Origin of the sequence: Thermomonospora echinospora (assembly GCF_900108175.1) — a bacterium.
Taxonomy (GTDB): Bacteria; Actinomycetota; Actinomycetes; order Streptosporangiales; family Streptosporangiaceae; genus Thermomonospora; species Thermomonospora echinospora.
The window spans coordinates 214,610-230,637 of the sequence record NZ_FNVO01000009.1 but is presented as its reverse complement, the minus strand read 5'-3'; the positions used below and the strand labels follow the sequence as shown (position 1 = coordinate 230,637).

15 protein-coding genes are annotated in these 16,028 nt (G+C 72.0%); 7 read left to right on the top strand and 8 right to left on the bottom strand.

The annotated features are described in order from the left end of the window. Nucleotides 1–176 precede the first annotated feature (176 nt). The 3 genes from C4U03_RS21600 to C4U03_RS42545 all read left to right on the top strand — a co-directional run bounded on the left by C4U03_RS21600 (nucleotide 177) and on the right by C4U03_RS42545 (nucleotide 3,508). Complete coding sequence (locus tag C4U03_RS21600; RefSeq protein ID WP_200827379.1) at nucleotides 177–1,280, top strand: ferritin-like domain-containing protein; 1,104 nt, start codon at nucleotides 177–179, stop codon at nucleotides 1,278–1,280. A gap of 251 nt (nucleotides 1,281–1,531) precedes the next feature. Beyond that, a complete protein-coding gene (locus C4U03_RS21595) occupies nucleotides 1,532–2,359 on the top strand; it encodes a hypothetical protein (RefSeq protein WP_146087460.1) in 828 nt (275 codons plus the stop codon). Between the two features lie 555 nt (nucleotides 2,360–2,914). Then, entirely contained in the window at nucleotides 2,915–3,508 is a 594-nt protein-coding gene (locus C4U03_RS42545; RefSeq protein ID WP_327373304.1) for a septal ring lytic transglycosylase RlpA family protein, read from the top strand. Between the two features lie 125 nt (nucleotides 3,509–3,633). Here C4U03_RS42545 and C4U03_RS21585 read toward each other — a convergent pair whose 3' ends face one another. Beyond that, a complete protein-coding gene (locus tag C4U03_RS21585; protein WP_103939643.1) occupies nucleotides 3,634–3,999 on the bottom strand; it encodes a nuclear transport factor 2 family protein in 366 nt (121 codons plus the stop codon). A gap of 306 nt (nucleotides 4,000–4,305) precedes the next feature. On the opposite strand from C4U03_RS21585, the gene C4U03_RS21580 reads away from it, so the two are divergent. Then, nucleotides 4,306–4,674, top strand: a complete 369-nt coding sequence (locus tag C4U03_RS21580; protein ID WP_103939642.1) for a YkvA family protein — start codon at nucleotides 4,306–4,308, stop codon at nucleotides 4,672–4,674. Nucleotides 4,675–4,884: 210 nt separating this feature from the next. On the opposite strand, the gene C4U03_RS21575 is transcribed toward C4U03_RS21580, so the two are convergent. After that, complete coding sequence (locus tag C4U03_RS21575; protein ID WP_103939641.1) at nucleotides 4,885–5,631, bottom strand: IclR family transcriptional regulator; 747 nt, start codon at nucleotides 5,629–5,631, stop codon at nucleotides 4,885–4,887. A gap of 197 nt (nucleotides 5,632–5,828) precedes the next feature. Between C4U03_RS21575 and C4U03_RS21570 the strand changes: the two genes are divergently transcribed. The 3 genes from C4U03_RS21570 to C4U03_RS21560 all read left to right on the top strand — a co-directional run bounded on the left by C4U03_RS21570 (nucleotide 5,829) and on the right by C4U03_RS21560 (nucleotide 11,099). Next, a complete protein-coding gene (locus tag C4U03_RS21570; RefSeq protein ID WP_103939640.1) occupies nucleotides 5,829–6,494 on the top strand; it encodes a hypothetical protein in 666 nt (221 codons plus the stop codon). A 207-nt stretch (nucleotides 6,495–6,701) separates the two neighbouring features. Further along, nucleotides 6,702–8,492: a fatty acyl-AMP ligase gene (locus tag C4U03_RS21565; protein WP_103939639.1), complete on the top strand. Its 1,791-nt coding sequence runs from the start codon at nucleotides 6,702–6,704 to the stop codon at nucleotides 8,490–8,492. A gap of 96 nt (nucleotides 8,493–8,588) precedes the next feature. After that, nucleotides 8,589–11,099, top strand: a complete 2,511-nt coding sequence (locus tag C4U03_RS21560; RefSeq protein WP_235018020.1) for an MMPL family transporter — start codon at nucleotides 8,589–8,591, stop codon at nucleotides 11,097–11,099. Between the two features lie 61 nt (nucleotides 11,100–11,160). On the opposite strand, the gene C4U03_RS21555 is transcribed toward C4U03_RS21560, so the two are convergent. From C4U03_RS21555 to C4U03_RS21530, 6 genes are all read right to left on the bottom strand, one after another. Then, nucleotides 11,161–11,691 (bottom strand): hypothetical protein, encoded by a 531-nt coding sequence (locus C4U03_RS21555; RefSeq protein ID WP_103939637.1) that lies wholly within the window; start codon nucleotides 11,689–11,691, stop codon nucleotides 11,161–11,163. 59 nt (nucleotides 11,692–11,750) lie between these two features. Next, entirely contained in the window at nucleotides 11,751–13,160 is a 1,410-nt protein-coding gene (locus tag C4U03_RS21550) for a sensor histidine kinase (protein WP_103939636.1), read from the bottom strand. Between the two features lie 19 nt (nucleotides 13,161–13,179). Beyond that, nucleotides 13,180–13,857, bottom strand: a complete 678-nt coding sequence (locus tag C4U03_RS21545; protein WP_103939635.1) for a response regulator transcription factor — start codon at nucleotides 13,855–13,857, stop codon at nucleotides 13,180–13,182. Nucleotides 13,858–14,043: 186 nt separating this feature from the next. Then, a complete protein-coding gene (locus tag C4U03_RS21540; RefSeq protein ID WP_103939634.1) occupies nucleotides 14,044–14,238 on the bottom strand; it encodes a hypothetical protein in 195 nt (64 codons plus the stop codon). Further along, nucleotides 14,231–14,635 (bottom strand): hypothetical protein, encoded by a 405-nt coding sequence (locus C4U03_RS21535; protein WP_146087459.1) that lies wholly within the window; start codon nucleotides 14,633–14,635, stop codon nucleotides 14,231–14,233. Before C4U03_RS21535 ends, C4U03_RS21540 begins: the two co-directional genes overlap by 8 nt. A 67-nt stretch (nucleotides 14,636–14,702) precedes the next feature. After that, entirely contained in the window at nucleotides 14,703–15,968 is a 1,266-nt protein-coding gene (locus tag C4U03_RS21530) for a glycosyltransferase (RefSeq protein WP_103939632.1), read from the bottom strand. Nucleotides 15,969–16,028: the final 60 nt, after the last annotated feature.

The window sequence follows — 16,028 nt, the reverse complement described above, 5'->3', positions numbered from 1 at the left end:
ACCCGCTGACGTACGGCCCCGCCGGGACGCTTTGCGGGACCTAGCATGACCGACTGGTCACGCTATGAGGTGGAAGGCGCCGAGGTATGGTCTGGCCTCTCTTTACATGTTAGGAAGTGATGTAAAGAACGGTGGGCCTGCCGTCCGCCCCGCCTCATTCCGAGGAGGCTTCGCCCGTGAGCTCATTCGACCGTTACGCCACCACTGTGCCGAAGGACACCTGGGATGTCCCGATGGCCGGAGACGCCCGTTTCACCTGGGAGTACGACGGGGGCCGCGACCGGCTGCTGGCGCTCTACCAGAAGGGCAAGGACAAGCAGTGGGACGCCCAGCTGCGCATCGACTGGGACCAGGAGGTGGACCCGTACAACGTGGCGGGGCTGCCGGAGAACTTCAACCCGCTGTTCGGCTCCCAGATCTGGGAGAAGATGAGCGAGGCCGACCGCCAGGAGTTCGGCCGGCACCAGGGCTCCTGGCTGTTCAGCCAGTTCCTGCACGGTGAGCAGGGCGCGCTGAACGTCTCCGCGCGGATCGTGCAGTCCGTGCCCGACCTGGACTCGAAGTTCTACGCGGCCACCCAGACGATGGACGAGGCCCGGCACGTGGAGCTGTACGCCAAGTTCGTGCACGAGAAGATCGGGATGTATTACCCGATCAACCAGGACCTGGCCAAGCTGCTCAAGGAGTCCCTCGACGACAGCCGCTGGGACCTGCCCTACCTCGGCATGCAGGTGCTCATCGAGGGCCTGGCGCTGGCGGCCTTCGGCCTCTACCGGGACATGGCGACCAACCCCCTGGTCAAGCAGTTGCTGGCGTACGTGATGCAGGACGAGGCGCGGCACGTGGCGTTCGGCCGGCTGGCGCTCAAGGACTACTACGCCGAGCTGACCGAGAAAGAGCGCGCCGAGCGCGAGGAGTTCGTGGTCGAGGGCTGTTACCTCATGCGCGACCGGTTCAAGGGGCGGGAGATCTTCGAAACCCTCGACATGCCGGTCAAGGAGTGCATGGCGTACGTCGACAACTCCGACATGTACACGCTCTACCAGTCGCTGCTGTTCAGCCGGATCGTGCCCTGCGTGAAGGACATCGGGCTGTGGGGCGACAAGGTGCAGGCCGCCTACGCGGACATGGGCGTGCTGGAGAACGCCAAGGCCGATCTGACCGCCCTGATGAAGCAGGACGAGGAGATCGCCGAGAAGTACGACGAGCAGCGCCACCAGCAGGAGCTCGCCGTCCGCAGGCAGGAGGTCGACGAGGCCATCGCCCTGGGCTCGCAGTAGCCCGGCGCACGGCGACGGTGCCCGCGGGGGCGCCCGGCGACGGCCGGGCGCCCCCGCGGCTTTTTGCGACATAAGACCATTGAACGCGGTATATCGATGGCCGCGGATTGGTTTACGGCAATCTCCAGAGGTCCCCAAATTCCTTCTTGAATTCGTTGTGTCCGGCGGGTGGATGTACTAGCGTGCCCGCTCGACGGTGCCGCCATGGCCGCGGCACATGTGCAGGGTCGAGCGAAATTCTCGGGGGAAAAATGAATCGATCTCTCAACAGTCTGGTCAGAGTCTCGCTACTGGCGTCGGTGGTCGCGGCCGTCGTGCTGTCGGCGGGGGTCCGGGCGCCGGCGCACGCCACGGTGGGGCCGGTCGACAACGTGACCGAGGGGGCGACGCGCGCCATCGTTCCGCTGGTGGCCGGCTTGGCGGCCCCGAAGGCGGCGCCGGCGGGGGCGGCCCGGGCGGATGCCGGCGCGCAGGCCGGAGTCCGGCAGCGGCCGCCGGCCGGGTACGCCGAGGGCACCGTCATCCAGACCAGCCGGCAGCCCGGCCGCGGTCGAGCGCAGTCCGAGTGCATGCCCGCCCGCCGGGGCACGGCGGAGTTCGAGGGCACGGTGGACGGCCTGTACGGCCCCGACGACCGGGCGCAGCGTGCCGCCCGGCCCGACAAGTCCACCACCGGCAAGTCCACCACTGGCAAGGCCGCCACCGGCAAGCTCGCCGCCAAGCCCGGTCAGGCCCGGCAGTGCGGGTCCGCGGAGGACGCGGGCGAGCAGGGCATGGCGCGGTCGGCCGGTGACCTTATCGCCGGCCTCACCGGCGCCATCCTGCCCGCTCTGCCGGTGCTCGGCTCCCTGGGCAACCCCCAGGTGGCCCCGACGGCGATGCGTACGACCGCCCCGTCGAACGCCCGTGTGGCGGAGCAGTCCGGCCCGCTGCCTCTCGGCCCGCTGAACGATGTGCTGCCGCTGGACGGGCAGAGCCCGCTGAGCGCGCTGCTCGGCGGCCTCCCCGGCATGACGACGGGCACCGGGCCGTCAGGGGCCCTGCCCGGCCTCACCGAGTCACTGCCCCTGGCGGGCTGACTCCCACAGTCGACGCCACAGGACACCAGGTCGAAGGGCGTGCGTTCCGGATCTTCCGGGTCGCACGCCCTTCTACTTTCCTTTTAGTCATTATCTTGTTACCTGGTCGAGATGGGCACTGGTGCACACAGTGATTTGATCTTGGATGTGGTCACGATGTGCATTCAGGCGAACTCGCCTCGTCGAGGAATGCCGTGACAAATCCCACAAACCCCCCTTCGATGGCTTGATTCACGGCAGGGGCGACGTACGGTCTTGGACTTGTGTGCGGTTCCGGCATGCCGGAGAGGCCGGAAGAGAAAACCGGGGCCGCGCGTACCGGACGCCATTGCGCGTGTGCTCCGCGACGATGCGGACCATCCGCGCGCATATGTTCCGCGACGACGCGGAACGCCTGACCCGCTTTCCGAGGGACGACCCCGCGGACCCCGCGATGCCGGGCAGGCCGATCTCAGCTCCGGTGGCGCCCACGGGTGGAGACGCATGGCCGCATGCCGCCCACAGGGTGCCCGGAGGCGGTGTCCGGGGTCCTGTCCCCCAACGAAGGATCTCTTTGTGCGTGCCTGTCTTCGCACCCTGCTGACCGTTTCCGGAGTCGCCGTCGCCGCCGTTCCCGCCGGCGCGTGGGCGCTGAACAACACCGAGGAGACCGGCCGGGCCGCCGCGGCGCCGCCCGCGACTCCCGCCACCTCCCGCCCCCTGGCCAAGGACCCGACCAAGGACCCGGCCAAGGACCCGGCTCCCCGCAGGCCCGCCGCCACGGCCGAGCCGAGCAAGACCCGCGAGGCCGAGCCGCGCGAGAGCCGCGAGCCCGCCGCGGCCCAGGACTCCAAGCCCCGCAAGCCGAAGTACCGGGTCGTCGACACCGGCGCGTGCCAGGCGTCCTACTACTGGGAGCCGCAGCCCACCGCCAGCGGCGAGCGCTTCGACCCGGACGCGCTCACCGCCGCGCACAAGACGCTGCCGATGCACTCCAAGGTCAAGGTGACCAACAAGAACAACGGCAAGTCGGTCGTCGTCCGCATCAACGACCGGGGCCCCTACGTCGGCGGTCGCTGCCTCGACCTCTCCAAGGCCGCGATGGCCTCGGTCGGCGGCACCGGCTCCGGCGTCATCCCGGTCAGGTACCAGGTCCTCGCCAAGTCCTGACCCGCCCCGCCTCCCTTCGCCGACCGCGCGACCCGCTCAGGGAACGCCGCCGTCCGCATCTCCGCAACGAAGCGGAACGGACGCGGCCGCCCGGCGGTCCGAAGCCGTTCCAGACATCGGGGCGGTCAGACCGTGCGGCCGGGGAACAGGGACTCGCGCCGGACGATGCGTCCCTCGCGGAAGTGGTGCCAGTCGGTGAAGCGGATCCGGACCTGCTGGCCGTCGCGCAGCCGGCCGTCGAACCTGCCGCGGACCGCCACCCACTCGGCGCCGGTCAGCACCTGGTCCAGGGTGTGCGCGCCGGAGTCGATGATCCGTTCCTGCTCGTAGAAGCGGCGCAGGGCGGCGATCCCCATGATGCGGGGAGTGCCCTGCCGCTCGTAGACGATGTCCTCGTCGAACAGCGCCAGCAACTCCTCCAGCCGGTGCGCGTCGACGTGGTCGTAGTAGCTGCGGACGATGGCTTCGAGCGTGGCCGTGGCATGGGGCATACGGGCTCCAAGAGGGGGGGAGAGCTCCGGCGCCGGTCGAAGATCGGCGGTGCGCGCACGTTATCCGCGCGCCGCCGGGGACCGCCAGGGAGGTCGTGGGATTTCGCCGAGGACGCCAGAACGCCCGGCCAAGACATGGCCGGGATGTCTTGCGCCGCGTCCGGCGGCGCGCTAGCCCCCGGCCGCCGGGCGATTCGGGTGGATTCGGCCGCTCCCGGAGGGAACATCTGGGGCCCGTGAGGCGTCCTAAACAAGTGTGGGCGCCTCGGGGGCGCGTCCACACATGCTTTGTGTCGGAGGACGACCATGGACAAGAGCCGGCGAACGGCCGCGGCGGGCCAGGCGTGGCAGATCTACCGCGAGACCCAGCGGCCGGGGGCCCCTGGCCTGTGGCAACGGGCCAGGGCCGTGCCCGGTATGATCCGTGACGCCGCGCGCGGCGACTACAAGGGGCTGGGCCACGGCAAGCTGGCCCTGCTGCTCTTCGGCGTGGTGTACCTGCTGTCGCCGCTGGACGCCATCCCGGAGTTCCTCCCGTTCATCGGCGTCGCCGACGACCTCGGCGTCGCCCTGTGGATGCTGGCCACCCTCGTCTCCAACGCCGGCGACTACGTCGACTGGCGCCAGGGCCGACCCGGCGTGGTCACCGGCGAGGTCATCACCGACCCGTCCTGACCACCCGCCCGGAGCGGGTCGCCCGTCCGGAGGTGGCTGTCCGAGGCCGCTCGCCTGGCACCGGCCACTCGCCGGTCCGCTTCGCAGCGCGGGTGGTCGTGCCGCGTGCTGCGGTGTCGCGACCGTTCCGGAGGTCATGTCGGCCTGGCCTGATCCCCGTTCCGAGGAGGCGGGTCAATGCCTGACCCCGTTCCGGGGGTGTGGGCCGGGTCAGTCGCCGGGAGTGAGGTCGCGGGCGAAGTGTTCGGCGGTGCGGTGCATGAGGGGGACGACGTCGGTCACCATCTCGCGGGTCAGCCGGCCGGACGGGCCGGAGACCGAGATGGCCGCGGGGGTGGGGGCGCCCGGCAGCGGTACGGCGACGCAGCGGACGCCGACCTCCTGCTCCTCGTCGTCGATGGCGTAGCCCTGCTCGCGGATGCGCGCCAGCTCGGTCAGCAGGGTGTCCGGGTCGGTGATGGTGTGCGGGGTGTGCGCGGCCATGCCGGTACGGCCGATGATCTCGCGGACCGTCTCGGCGGGGAGCTGGGCCAGCAGGGCCTTGCCCACGCCCGTGCAGTGCGGCTGCACCCGTCGTCCCACCTCGGTGAACATCCGCATGGAGTGGCGGGAGGGGACCTGCGCGACGTACACCGCGGCGTCGCCCTCCAGCACCGCCATGTTGGCCGTCTCGCCCACCTCGTCCACCAGCCGGGCCAGGGCGGGACGCGCCCAGGTGCCCAGTAGCCGGGTGGCGCTCTCGCCGAGCCGGATCAGGCGGGGCCCCAGGGCGTAGCGCTTGGACGGCTCCTGCCTGACATAGCCCTGGTTGACCATGGTCCGCATGAGCCGGTAGATCGTCGGCATCGGCAGCCCGGACCTGTCGGTCAGCTCCGACAGCGCCATCTCGCCTCCCGCGTCGGCGAGATGCTCCAGCAGCTCGAAGGCGCGTTCCAGGGACCGTACGGCCTCGGCCACCGACGACTCCTCTCCACGGGCTCCCGGCCTGGTGCCGGTGGGCGGACCCCATCTTACGGAGTTCGTTTTTCACTGTACGAAACGAACGGCCGGAGTCGCGGGTCACGTTACGGGCGGTCGTCGCCGGGCAATACTGACAAAGCCCGGTGCAGGACGCGCCGGCCCCCCGGCGACCGGCTCACGGGAAGGGGGCGGGCATGGTCCTCGGGGCGCGCACCAGGTCCTCCTCGGCCGGCCGTGCCCTGGCCTGCGCCGTCCTCGGGGTCGCGCTGCTGCTGATCACCCCGCCCGTGACGGCGTTACCCAGGGACCTGGCGATCTCACCGGCCCGCCACACCGACCGCTCCGCGCCCGGCGTGACGACCTATGCCGTCACCGTCCGCCCGCGCGCCGCCATGGCCGAGGGCGTGACGCTCACGCTCGGGGCCGGGCCGGGAAGACCGGCCAAACGTCGCTCGCCCGGCCGGGACGCCGAGGGCGTGCGGATCGTTCCCCCGCCGGGCTGGCGCCCGCAGAGCTGGGCCGGCCACCCGCGGTACTGCCATCCCGCGCACGGCGCGATCATGCTGCACTGCGCGCTCGGCAACCTCGACCGTCCCCGGACGGTCCATCTCACCGTGCGCGGGCCCGGCGCCGCCGCGCCGCCCGGCCTCACCGCCGTGGCGCAGAGCCGGACCTCGCGGGGCCTGGCCATGGCCCGGCTGCCGGCCGCCCCGGCCGCACGGGGCGTGACCGAGGAGTCCCCCTGGGCGGTGATGATCGCGATCGTGCTGGCGGTCGAGGTCGCGCTGTTCTGGATCGTGGCCTGCGTGGGGCTGTGGCGGCACCGGGTCACCGGCGACCGGGACTCCGCCGACGAGTGATCGCCGCCGGCGGTTGTCACCGCCATGACAAACCCTGCGTCCGCTAATGTGCGGCGTAGACAATGGCGACCCTTCCTACCATTGGGTAGTTTTTCGCACGATGATCGCCGTCTGCCGGCTCGGCCTGCTCCGAACCGGCGTTCTTGGTCGCCTGCCGGCGGTGCCCCTCCCTCCGGCGCCTTCCGGCCTTCCACCGGGAGATGAACCATGGCCTTGGGTGCCCTGCTGGCCGAGCTGTCCTCCGACGGTCCCGGCCGCCGGCCGCTGATCGAGCTGGTCGGCCGCTGGGCGGTGGAGAAGCCGGACGCCCCGGCGTTCACGTTCGTCGACTTCTCCCTGGACCCCCAGGGCGCCGAGATCACCCTGAGCTGGGCGGAGACCGACCGGCGGGCGCGGGCCACCGCGGCCGCGCTGCGCCAGGCAGCCAAGCCGGGGGAGCGGGCCGCGCTGCTGCTGCCGCAGCGGCACGAGTACATGATGACGATGCTGGGCGCCATGTACGCCCGGGTGGTCGCCGTCCCGCTGTTCTCCCCGGACCTGCCCGGCTACGCCGAGCGGCTGATCGGCGCCTACACCGACTCCGAGCCGGCGGTCATCGTCACCACCCGCGGCTCGCTGCCGCACGTGGAGAAGTTCCTGGCCGACCAGGACGTCACACCGCCCCGGCAGATCCTGTTCGCCGACGAGATCGACCCGGCCCTGGCCGACACCTGGCGGGACGAGCCGATCAGCATCGACGAGGTCGCCTACCTGCAGTACACCTCGGGCTCGACCCGCCGCCCGGCCGGCGTGGAGATCACCCACGGCAACGTGGCGGCCAACGCCCGGCAGCTGTGGTCCGGCTGGGCGCCCGACCACCCCGACCCCGAGCTGGTGACCTGGCTGCCGCTGTTCCACGACATGGGTCTGATCGCGGCGATGGCGCTGCCGCTGGTCAAGGGCGACCACGTCACCTACACCGACCCGGTCGCGTTCCTGATGAACCCGATGCGCTGGATGCGGCTGCTGTCCGGCCGCACGTGGGTCTACACCGCCGGGCCCAACTTCGCCTACGACTACGTGGCGAGCCTGGCGAGCCCCGACAAGATCGCCGACCTGGACCTGAGCGGGCTGGTGACCTGCCTGAACGGGGCCGAGCCGATCCGCCCGGCGACGCTGAACGCCTTCTACGAGGCGTTCGCCCCGGCGGGGCTGCGGCAGAGCGCGCAGGGACCGGGGTACGGGCTGGCCGAAGCGACCGTGTTCGTGACCGCCGCGGCCGACGACGTCCCCCCGAAGATCGTCACCGTGGACCGGGACAAGCTGGCCCAGGGCGAGCTGGCGGTGGCCGACGAGACGGCCGAACGGACGACGGCGCTGGTGTCGTGCGGCCGCCCGATGGGCCAGTACGTGGCGATCGTGGACCCCGACACTTGCGCCGAGCAGCCGGACGGCCGGGTCGGCGAGATCTGGGTGCACGGCCCCAACGTGGCCCCCGGCTACTGGCGCAACTCCGAGCGCAGCCAGGAGACGTTCGGCGGCGTGCTGGCCGATCCGGGCGACCTGCCGGCCGGGCCGTGGCTGCGCACCGGCGACTACGGCGTCGTCTTCGAGGGCGAGCTGTACGTCACCGGCCGCATCAAGGACCTCATCATCGTCGACGGCCGCAACCACTATCCGCAGGACATCGAGCTGACCGTCCAGGAGGCGCACCCGGCGATCCGGCCCGACCACGTCGCCGCGTTCGCCGTCGAGGGCGCCGAGACCGAACGGCTCGTCGTGATCGCCGAGCGGAACCGCCGGGTGCCGCTGCGTCAGCTCGACCTGGCAGAGGTGGACAACGCCGTGCGCAGCGCCGTCAACGTCGAGCACGAGATGAGCGTGCACGAGTTCGTTCTGGTCGAACCTGGCGTAGTGTCGCGTACCACCAGTGGGAAGGTGGCCAGAGCCGCCACCCGGCAGCGTTACCTCGACGGCGCGCTCCAGACCACGGCCGCGCGCCTGGCCGCCCACACCTAGCGCCGTCGGCCGCCCCCGGGGGCTGCGGTACGACTGAGGAGGACCATGCTCGCGGGTCTCGGCCGTCTTCTGCACAGACGACGGTGGACCAGTCTTGTGCTGATCCTGCTGCTCACCGTGGTGGCGGGCGGCTGGGGCCTGGGGGTGCTGGCCAAGTTCAAGCAGGGCGGCTTCGAGGACCCCAAGGCGGACTCGACCCTGGTGGCCAAGCTGGGGGCCACCTACTTCACCAGCACCAACCCCGACATCCTCGTGCTGTACCGCAGCGAGACGATGACGGTGGACGACCCCCGGTACATGGCCGCCGTGGTCGGCACGGTGGCCAGGCTGCCCAAGCAGCACGTCCAGGAGATCATCACCTACTGGTCCTTCGAGGGCGAGGCCGCCACGTCGTTCGCCTCCCACGACCGGCACGCCACGTTCGCCGTGATCAAGCTGACCGGCAAGGACGACCTCGCCAGGCTGACCGCCTACCAGGAGGTGCAGGACCGGCTGGCGGCGCCGGGGCTGGAGACCAGCCTCGGCGGCTCGATCCCGTTCGGGGTGGAGTTCAGCGAACTGGTCGTCAGCGACATCGTGAAGGCCGAGATCGTCTCGATGCCGATCCTGATGGTGCTGCTGGTCATCGTCTTCGGCGCGGTGGTGTCGGCGGCGCTGCCGCTGGTCGTGGCGCTGTTCTCGATCGTCGGCGGGCTGGCCGTGCTGCACGTCGTCACCTATGTCACCGACGTCACCGCGACGGCCCTGGAGGTCGTCACGATGATGGGTGTCGGGCTGGCCATCGACTACTCGCTGTTCATCGTCAGCCGCTTCCGGGAGGAACTGGCCCGCGACGGCGACCGGGAACGGGCACTGGCGGTCACCATGGCCACCGCCGGGCGCACCATCGCGGTCTCCGGCATCACGGTGACCGCCGCGCTCAGCGGGCTGCTGCTGTTCCCGCAGATGTTCCTGCGCACCCTCGGTCTGGCCGGGATGGCGACCGTGCTGGTCGCGGTGTTCGGCGCGGTGGTGCTGCTGCCGACCATGCTGGCCCTCCTGGGCCCGCGGGTGGAGCTGGGGCGGGTACGGGGACGGCGCGGCCGCAAACGCGAGCGCAACCCCGAGAGCGGCTTCTGGTACCGGCTCGGCCACAGCGTGATGAAGCGCCCGCTGCCGTACTTCGCGGTCACTCTGGCGATCCTCGCCGTGCTGTTCGGACCGTTCCTGAACGTCCAGTTCAGCGCGGTGGACGCACGGGTGCTACCCAAGGACAGCCCGACCCGCGAGGTGGTGGAGACGGTCAAGCGGGAGTTCCCCAACGGCTCGGCCGAGCCCATCGACGTGGTGATCTCCGGCGACCTCATCCCGCGCAACTGGCGGCCGGCCCGCAAGAACGACGTCATCCCGCCCTACCTGGAGAGCTTCCGGCTGCGGCTGGAGAACCTGCCGCACGTGGTGAAGGCCGAGTACACCGGCTACTCCGAGGACTACGGCGGGGTACGGATCTCGGTCACCCACGACCAGGAACCGATGTCGCAGACGGCCCAGTCACTGGTCAAGACGATCCGCCAGATGACCCTGAGCAAAGACGGCTTCCCCATGCACATCGACGTGGGGGGCAGCACCGCCGCGCAGCTCGACCTGATGAACAGCCTGATGCGCACCCTGCCGAAGATGGCGCTGCACGTCGGCGTGCTGACGTTCGTGCTGCTGTTCATGTTCTTCGGGTCGATCCTGCTGCCGCTGAAGGCCATCGCCATGAACGTGCTGTCGATCGGCGCCTCGTTCGGCGTGATCGTCTGGGGCTTCCAGTACGGCCATCTGGCGGGGCTGCTGGACTTCACCCCCACCGGCGGGGTCGAGGCCACCAGCATGATCCTCATCCTGGCCGTGGTGTTCGGCCTGTCCATGGACTACGAGGTCTTCCTGCTCAGCCGGATCCGCGAGGAGTGGGACCGCACCCACGACAACCGCACCGCCGTCGCGGTCGGCATGCAGCGCACCGGCGGCATCATCTCCAGCGCCGCGGTGCTGTTCCTGATCGTCATCGCGGGCTTCGCGATGGCCGGGATCACGGTGGTCAAGCTGATCGGCGTGGGCATGTTCGTGGCCGTGGTGGTGGACGCCGTACTGGTCCGCTCGCTGCTCGTCCCGTCCACCATGCGCTTCATGGGCGCGGCCAACTGGTGGCTGCCGCGCCCGCTGGCGTTCCTGCACGCCAAGATGGACCTGCGCGAACGCGACGACCTCGACTTCGACCCCGTCCCCCCGGCCCCGCCGCCCCTGGCCCACGGCACGGCTCCGCCCGCCGCCCCGCCTGCCGCCTCGCCCCGCCGCAGGCGGCAGCCCCAGCCCAAGCGCCCGCGCACGTCCGTCCCGTCCGGCCGCACCGCCGCACGGACCCCGGCCCCCGCCACCCGTTCCGGCACCGCTCCGAATGGCCTTGGCCCGAACGGCACCGGCTCGAACGGCACCGCCCCGAACGGCACCGGCGAACCCTGGCGCCCCTGGCAGGACGGACCGCCGCAGCACCATCCGGCCCCGCCGCAGCCCCGCACCACCCGCCGCATCGTCCCCAACCCGGACGGCGTGGGCTGGCACTGGGAGACCGACGACCCGTCCTGACCTCCCCGGCCGACCTTGGGGAACCGCCGTGATCCCGCCCCGCGCGGGATCACGGCGGAGCTCAGGGGGTGCCCGCGGACTTCTCCCGGGGGTCGAAGGAACGGGTGCCGAAGTCCTCCGGCCACGCCGCCCCCAGCGCGGCCCACCACCGGAGGTAGGGCTCGCCGATACAGCTCGGCATGGGGCCCTCCTCGGCCCACGTCGCCGACACCTCGTCCAGCGCCTCGGGCCGCACACCGAACAACTCGGCGGCGGCACGGCGAGTCTGCGGAGTGTCGGCGTCGGGCAGCCCCTCGATCTCTTCACTGATCGAGGCCACATGGACGGCCTGCGCCTCCGGCCCGAGCACGGTGTTCTCCACGCCGTACTCGTCGTAGTCGGCGGCCGTGATGGCCCGCCGAGCCCAGTGGGGCACCAGCCCGTCCACCACGGCGGAGAACTGCGGCGCGAAGTCGGCGAGGACGAACACCCGGCGCCCGTCCACGTACACCCGCAGAGGGTCGGAACAGGCGTCGCACAGCACGCCGACGAACTCCCCGGGGTCGCGCCCCTCGTCCAGGTCGACGACGGCCCACCCACTGAACGAAGACATGCCCGCGACCCTAACGACGACCACCGACAAAACCGCTCCGTCCGTCACGGCCACAGGCTTCATCGGGTCGGCTGGGAGGTGGTGGAGCCGGCGAGGGGGAGGGTCACGGTGATGCGGGTTCCGGTGCCGGTGGGTGGGGCGGTGACCGTGACGGTGCCGCCGTGCAGGACGACCTGCTGGTGGACCAGGGTCAGGCCCAGGCCGGAGCCGGGGCTGCCGGGGCGGCGGGTGAAGCGGTCGAAGATCCGGGGGCGGAGCGCGTCGGGGATGCCGGGGCCGTCGTCGGTGATGGTGAGGGCGGCGGACTCGGGAGTGCGGGTGAGGGCGATTTCGATGGTGGGACGGCCGGACGGGGCGGCGCCGTGGACGGCGGCGTTGTCGAGCAGGTTGTCGATGACCAGGCGGAGCCCTTCGACCCACGCCCGGACGGGTGTCGGCTCGGCGGGGGCGTGGACGATCGTGGCGTGGGGGTGGCGGCGTCCGGCGTCCTCGACCGCGGCGTCCACCAGGTCGGTCAGGTCCACGGCGGCGAAGCTGGCGGCGTCGAGGAGTTCGCCGCGGGCGAGCTGGCGGAGCATCGTGATCAGGCGCTGGATTCGGTGGTGCTCGGCGGTGAGGTCGTCGAGGATCTCGCGGCGGCCGGGCTCGTCCAGCTCGGGGTGGGTCAGCAGGCCGAGATTGGTGCCCATGCTGGTCAGCGGGGTGCGCAACTCGTGCGCGGCGGTCGCGGCGAACGCCCGTGCGGTCTCCAGCGCCTCGGCGGTCCGGGCGACCGCGGCGTCCCGGCGGTCCAGCAGCTCGTTCAGCAGCCGGGCCAGCTCGTCGATCTCGGTCACTCGGGACGCGGTGGGCAGCCGCCGGCCCGGTGCGCGGTCCAGCGCACCGGCCCGCCGGGCCAGCGCCGACAGCGGCCGGACGGCGTACCGGCCCAGGCCGAAACCCGCCGCCGCCCCGGCCGCCGCGGCGATCAGAACGCCCGCCAGCAGCCGGCCGCGCAGCCGCGCCACCTGGGCGTCGAGCTGCGACTGCGGCTCGAACACCCACAGCCGGCCCGCCCGTCCGGCCCCACCGAGAGCGGTGACGGCGTACCGCCACCTGGAACCGTCCCGGTCGGACATGTCGGCCGGGCTCGCCGCACCGCGCACCGGCAGCGTGACCGGGACGTCCCCGATGACGAGCGGCTCCTCCCCGGGCAGCTCCACGAAGACCCCGCCGGCGCCGTTCTCGCCGAGCGCCGCCGTGCTGAGCCGTCGCTCCGCCCGGCTGCCGGGCGTCGGGGGCAGCACCCGGGCGCGCTGGGTGTAGGTGGTGGCCAGCGGGGCCAGCGCCGCCAGCTTGGCGCTGATCCGCCGGTCCCGTTCGGCGTGCAGGTCGCGGACGGCCAGCCAGGTGACCAGCGTCCCCGACACCAGAACGAGCAGCGGCACCAGTACGGCGACGCACAGGGCGAACCGGGTCGACAGCTTCATCGCTCTCCTGGGGCGGCCGTCAGCCGGGAGCGCGCAGCACGAACCCGACGCCCCGGACGGTGTGCAGCATCCGGGGCTCGCCGCCCGCCTCCAGCTTGCGTCGCAGATAGCCGACGAAAGTATCGACGGCGTTGTCGGTGACCTGGAAGTCGTAGCCCCACACCCGTTCCAGCAGCACCGACCGGGACAGCACCATGCCGGCGTTGAAGGCCAGCACCTCCAGCAGGTCGAACTCGCGGCGGGTCAGCGCCAGCTCCCGCCCGCCCAGCACGGCCCGCCGGGCCTGCGGATCGACGACCAGCGCCCCGACCCGCAGCCGCCCACCCGCGGGCGCGGCCCGGCGCAGCAGGGCGCGCAGCCGCAGCGCCAGCTCGGTGAGGTCGAACGGCTTGACCAGGTAGTCGTCGGCGCCCGCGGCCAGCCCGGCGACCCGGTCGGCCACCTCGTCCAGTGCCGACAGCATCAGGATCGGCACCTGGACACCCTCGTCCTGCAGGGTCCGGCATACCTCGATCCCGGACAGGTCCGGCAGCGACACGTCCAGCACGATCGCGTCGGCGCCCGCCGCCCCCTTCAGCGCGGCCTCCCCGCACTCGGCGACGGCGACCTCGAAGCCCTCCAGCGTCAGGCCCCGGCGCAGCGCCCGCAGAATCGCCGGGTCGTCGTCCACGACCAGAATCCGCCGATTGCTCCCCATTGTTCTCCCGCCACCGCCCTCAGCGTAGGCCCGCCGGACCGCCGCACGGCTCGCACCCTCCCGGGCGGCCCGCTCGGCACCGGCCAGGATCCGGCCCGGCGGGCATGGTCCCGCCGGGCCGGCACTACCCTGCCGCGACAACGGCCCGGACGGCACCGGTCCGGCGGTCGCATTCACCGGCCCGGCTCACGGCTCGCGCAGGTCCTGTTCGCCGTCCTGGGCGGCCCGCTCGGCGTCGGTCACGATCCGCTCCAGCTCGGCGGGCATCGTCGTGCCGCCCTGCGGTGACGCGGGGCCGGACGTGGCCGGGTCCGTGGTGCAGCCGGCCAGGAGGGCGGCGGCCACGCCGGTCAGCAGTAGCCGCCGCAGCCGGTCAGTCATGCGTGGGGAAGCCCTGGGAGAGGCACCACTGCTTGGCCTTGGCGAGGCCCTGCCGGTGCTGCTTGAGCTTGCCGATCCGCTGCTCGCGGCGGTCCGCCCGCTTGTCGAGCCGCGCCGCCCGCTCCGGCCGCCGCTCCTGCATCCGGTCGGCACGGGCACGCAGCTCCGCGACCGAACCACGGGTCTGCGGCCCGCCGGAGAAGACGCCGATCAGCTTGTCGAGCCGCTGCTCCGCCCTGTCCACCCGCTGGCACAGCCACTTGGCTCCCTGCTGGTCGGCGGGCGACGGTTCGGCCGTGTCGGCGGCGGCGGGAACGGCCGTCAGCGCGAGCACCAGCACCAGCCCCGCACCCGGCAAGCTCCTGCGCAACCCCTTACGCGACCCTTCACGAGACATGGTCCACCTCCGTGATCCGATGTGACCGGACCGAAGGTAGCCACCGTTCTTGGCAGAACTCTGGGAACTAAGAGCGGCGCGTCAGGAGGGACTCGATGACGTCGCAGGCCATTGCCGTGCCGTTCTCCTGGGAGAGGCGGTGGCCTGTGTTCTTGGCGCCGAGCTGGAGGGTGGGGTCGTGCATGGACTGGCGGATGGCCTCGGCGAGGGTGCGGACGGACAGGGTGCGGAAGGGGATGGGGGCGGGGCCTGCGCGGAGGGCGGCCACGCGTTCGCCCCAGTAGGGCTGGTCGCCGAAGAACGGGCAGACGACGGTGGGGACACCGGCGCGTAGGCCGGCGGCGGTCGTTCCGGCACCGCCGTGGTGGACGACGGCGGCCATGCGGGGGAACAGCCACGAGTGGGGGACGTCCTCGACGACCATGATGTCCTCGTCGGAGGAGACGGGTGTGTTCTTCGGGTCGCCCATGATGACGGCGCGGACGCCCGCCATGCGGATGGCGGCGCGGACGAGCCGGTCGGTGGCCTCGGGCTCGGCCGGGACCATGCTGCCGAACCCCACGTAGACGGGAGGCGGGCCGGCCTCAAGGAAAGCGACCAGCTCGTCGGAGGGGCGGTAGTCGGGCTCGTCCAAGAACCAGTAGCCGGTCAGGTGGACGTTGGACGGCCAGTCGCGCGGGCGCGGCACCACCGTGGGGCTGAAGCAGCACAGCGCGGGGCGCTCGCGGTACACCCGTCGCATGAGCCCGAGCGCCGATGCCTTCGGCAGCCCCAGCTCGGCGCGGCGCCAGGGGTTGATGAACCGCCCGGCCAGCAGCCAGGCGATCAGGTCGACGGCCTGGAAGCTCAGCCGGTTGCCCCACGGTCCCAGGCGGCGGGCCTGCGGTACGAGCGGATGGGGGAACGCCCGGGTGGGGTGGCTCGGCTGGTAGTGGACCACCGCCGACGGGATGCCGAGGTGCTCGCCGAGGTGTTCGCCCAGCCAGCCGGCGCTGGGGGCCAGGACCAGGTCGGCGCCCCGGGCGGCGGTGCGGATCTCCGCCAGCAGCCGTTCGGCCAGCGGGCCGAGGACCCGCTTCATGCCGCGTAGGAACCGGACCGGGTTACGGCCGCCGGCCAGCAGTTCCTGGCCCTCCTCGGTGTTGAGCAGGTCGGCGGGGTCGACGCTGAGCGGGGCCGGGTCGAGACCAGCGGCGGCGATCAGGTTCGCGTAACGGGCGGCGGCGATGACGCGCACCGACGCGCCCCGGGCCGCCAGGCCCTGCCCGAGCGCCACGCAGGGCTGGATGTCACCACGCGATCCCAGCGCGAACAGCACGATGGTCTGCTGCAAGGGGCCCTCCCGTGTCCGTGGGCGGTCGGCACGCTACCCGACGTACGGGTCGTCGGTTAT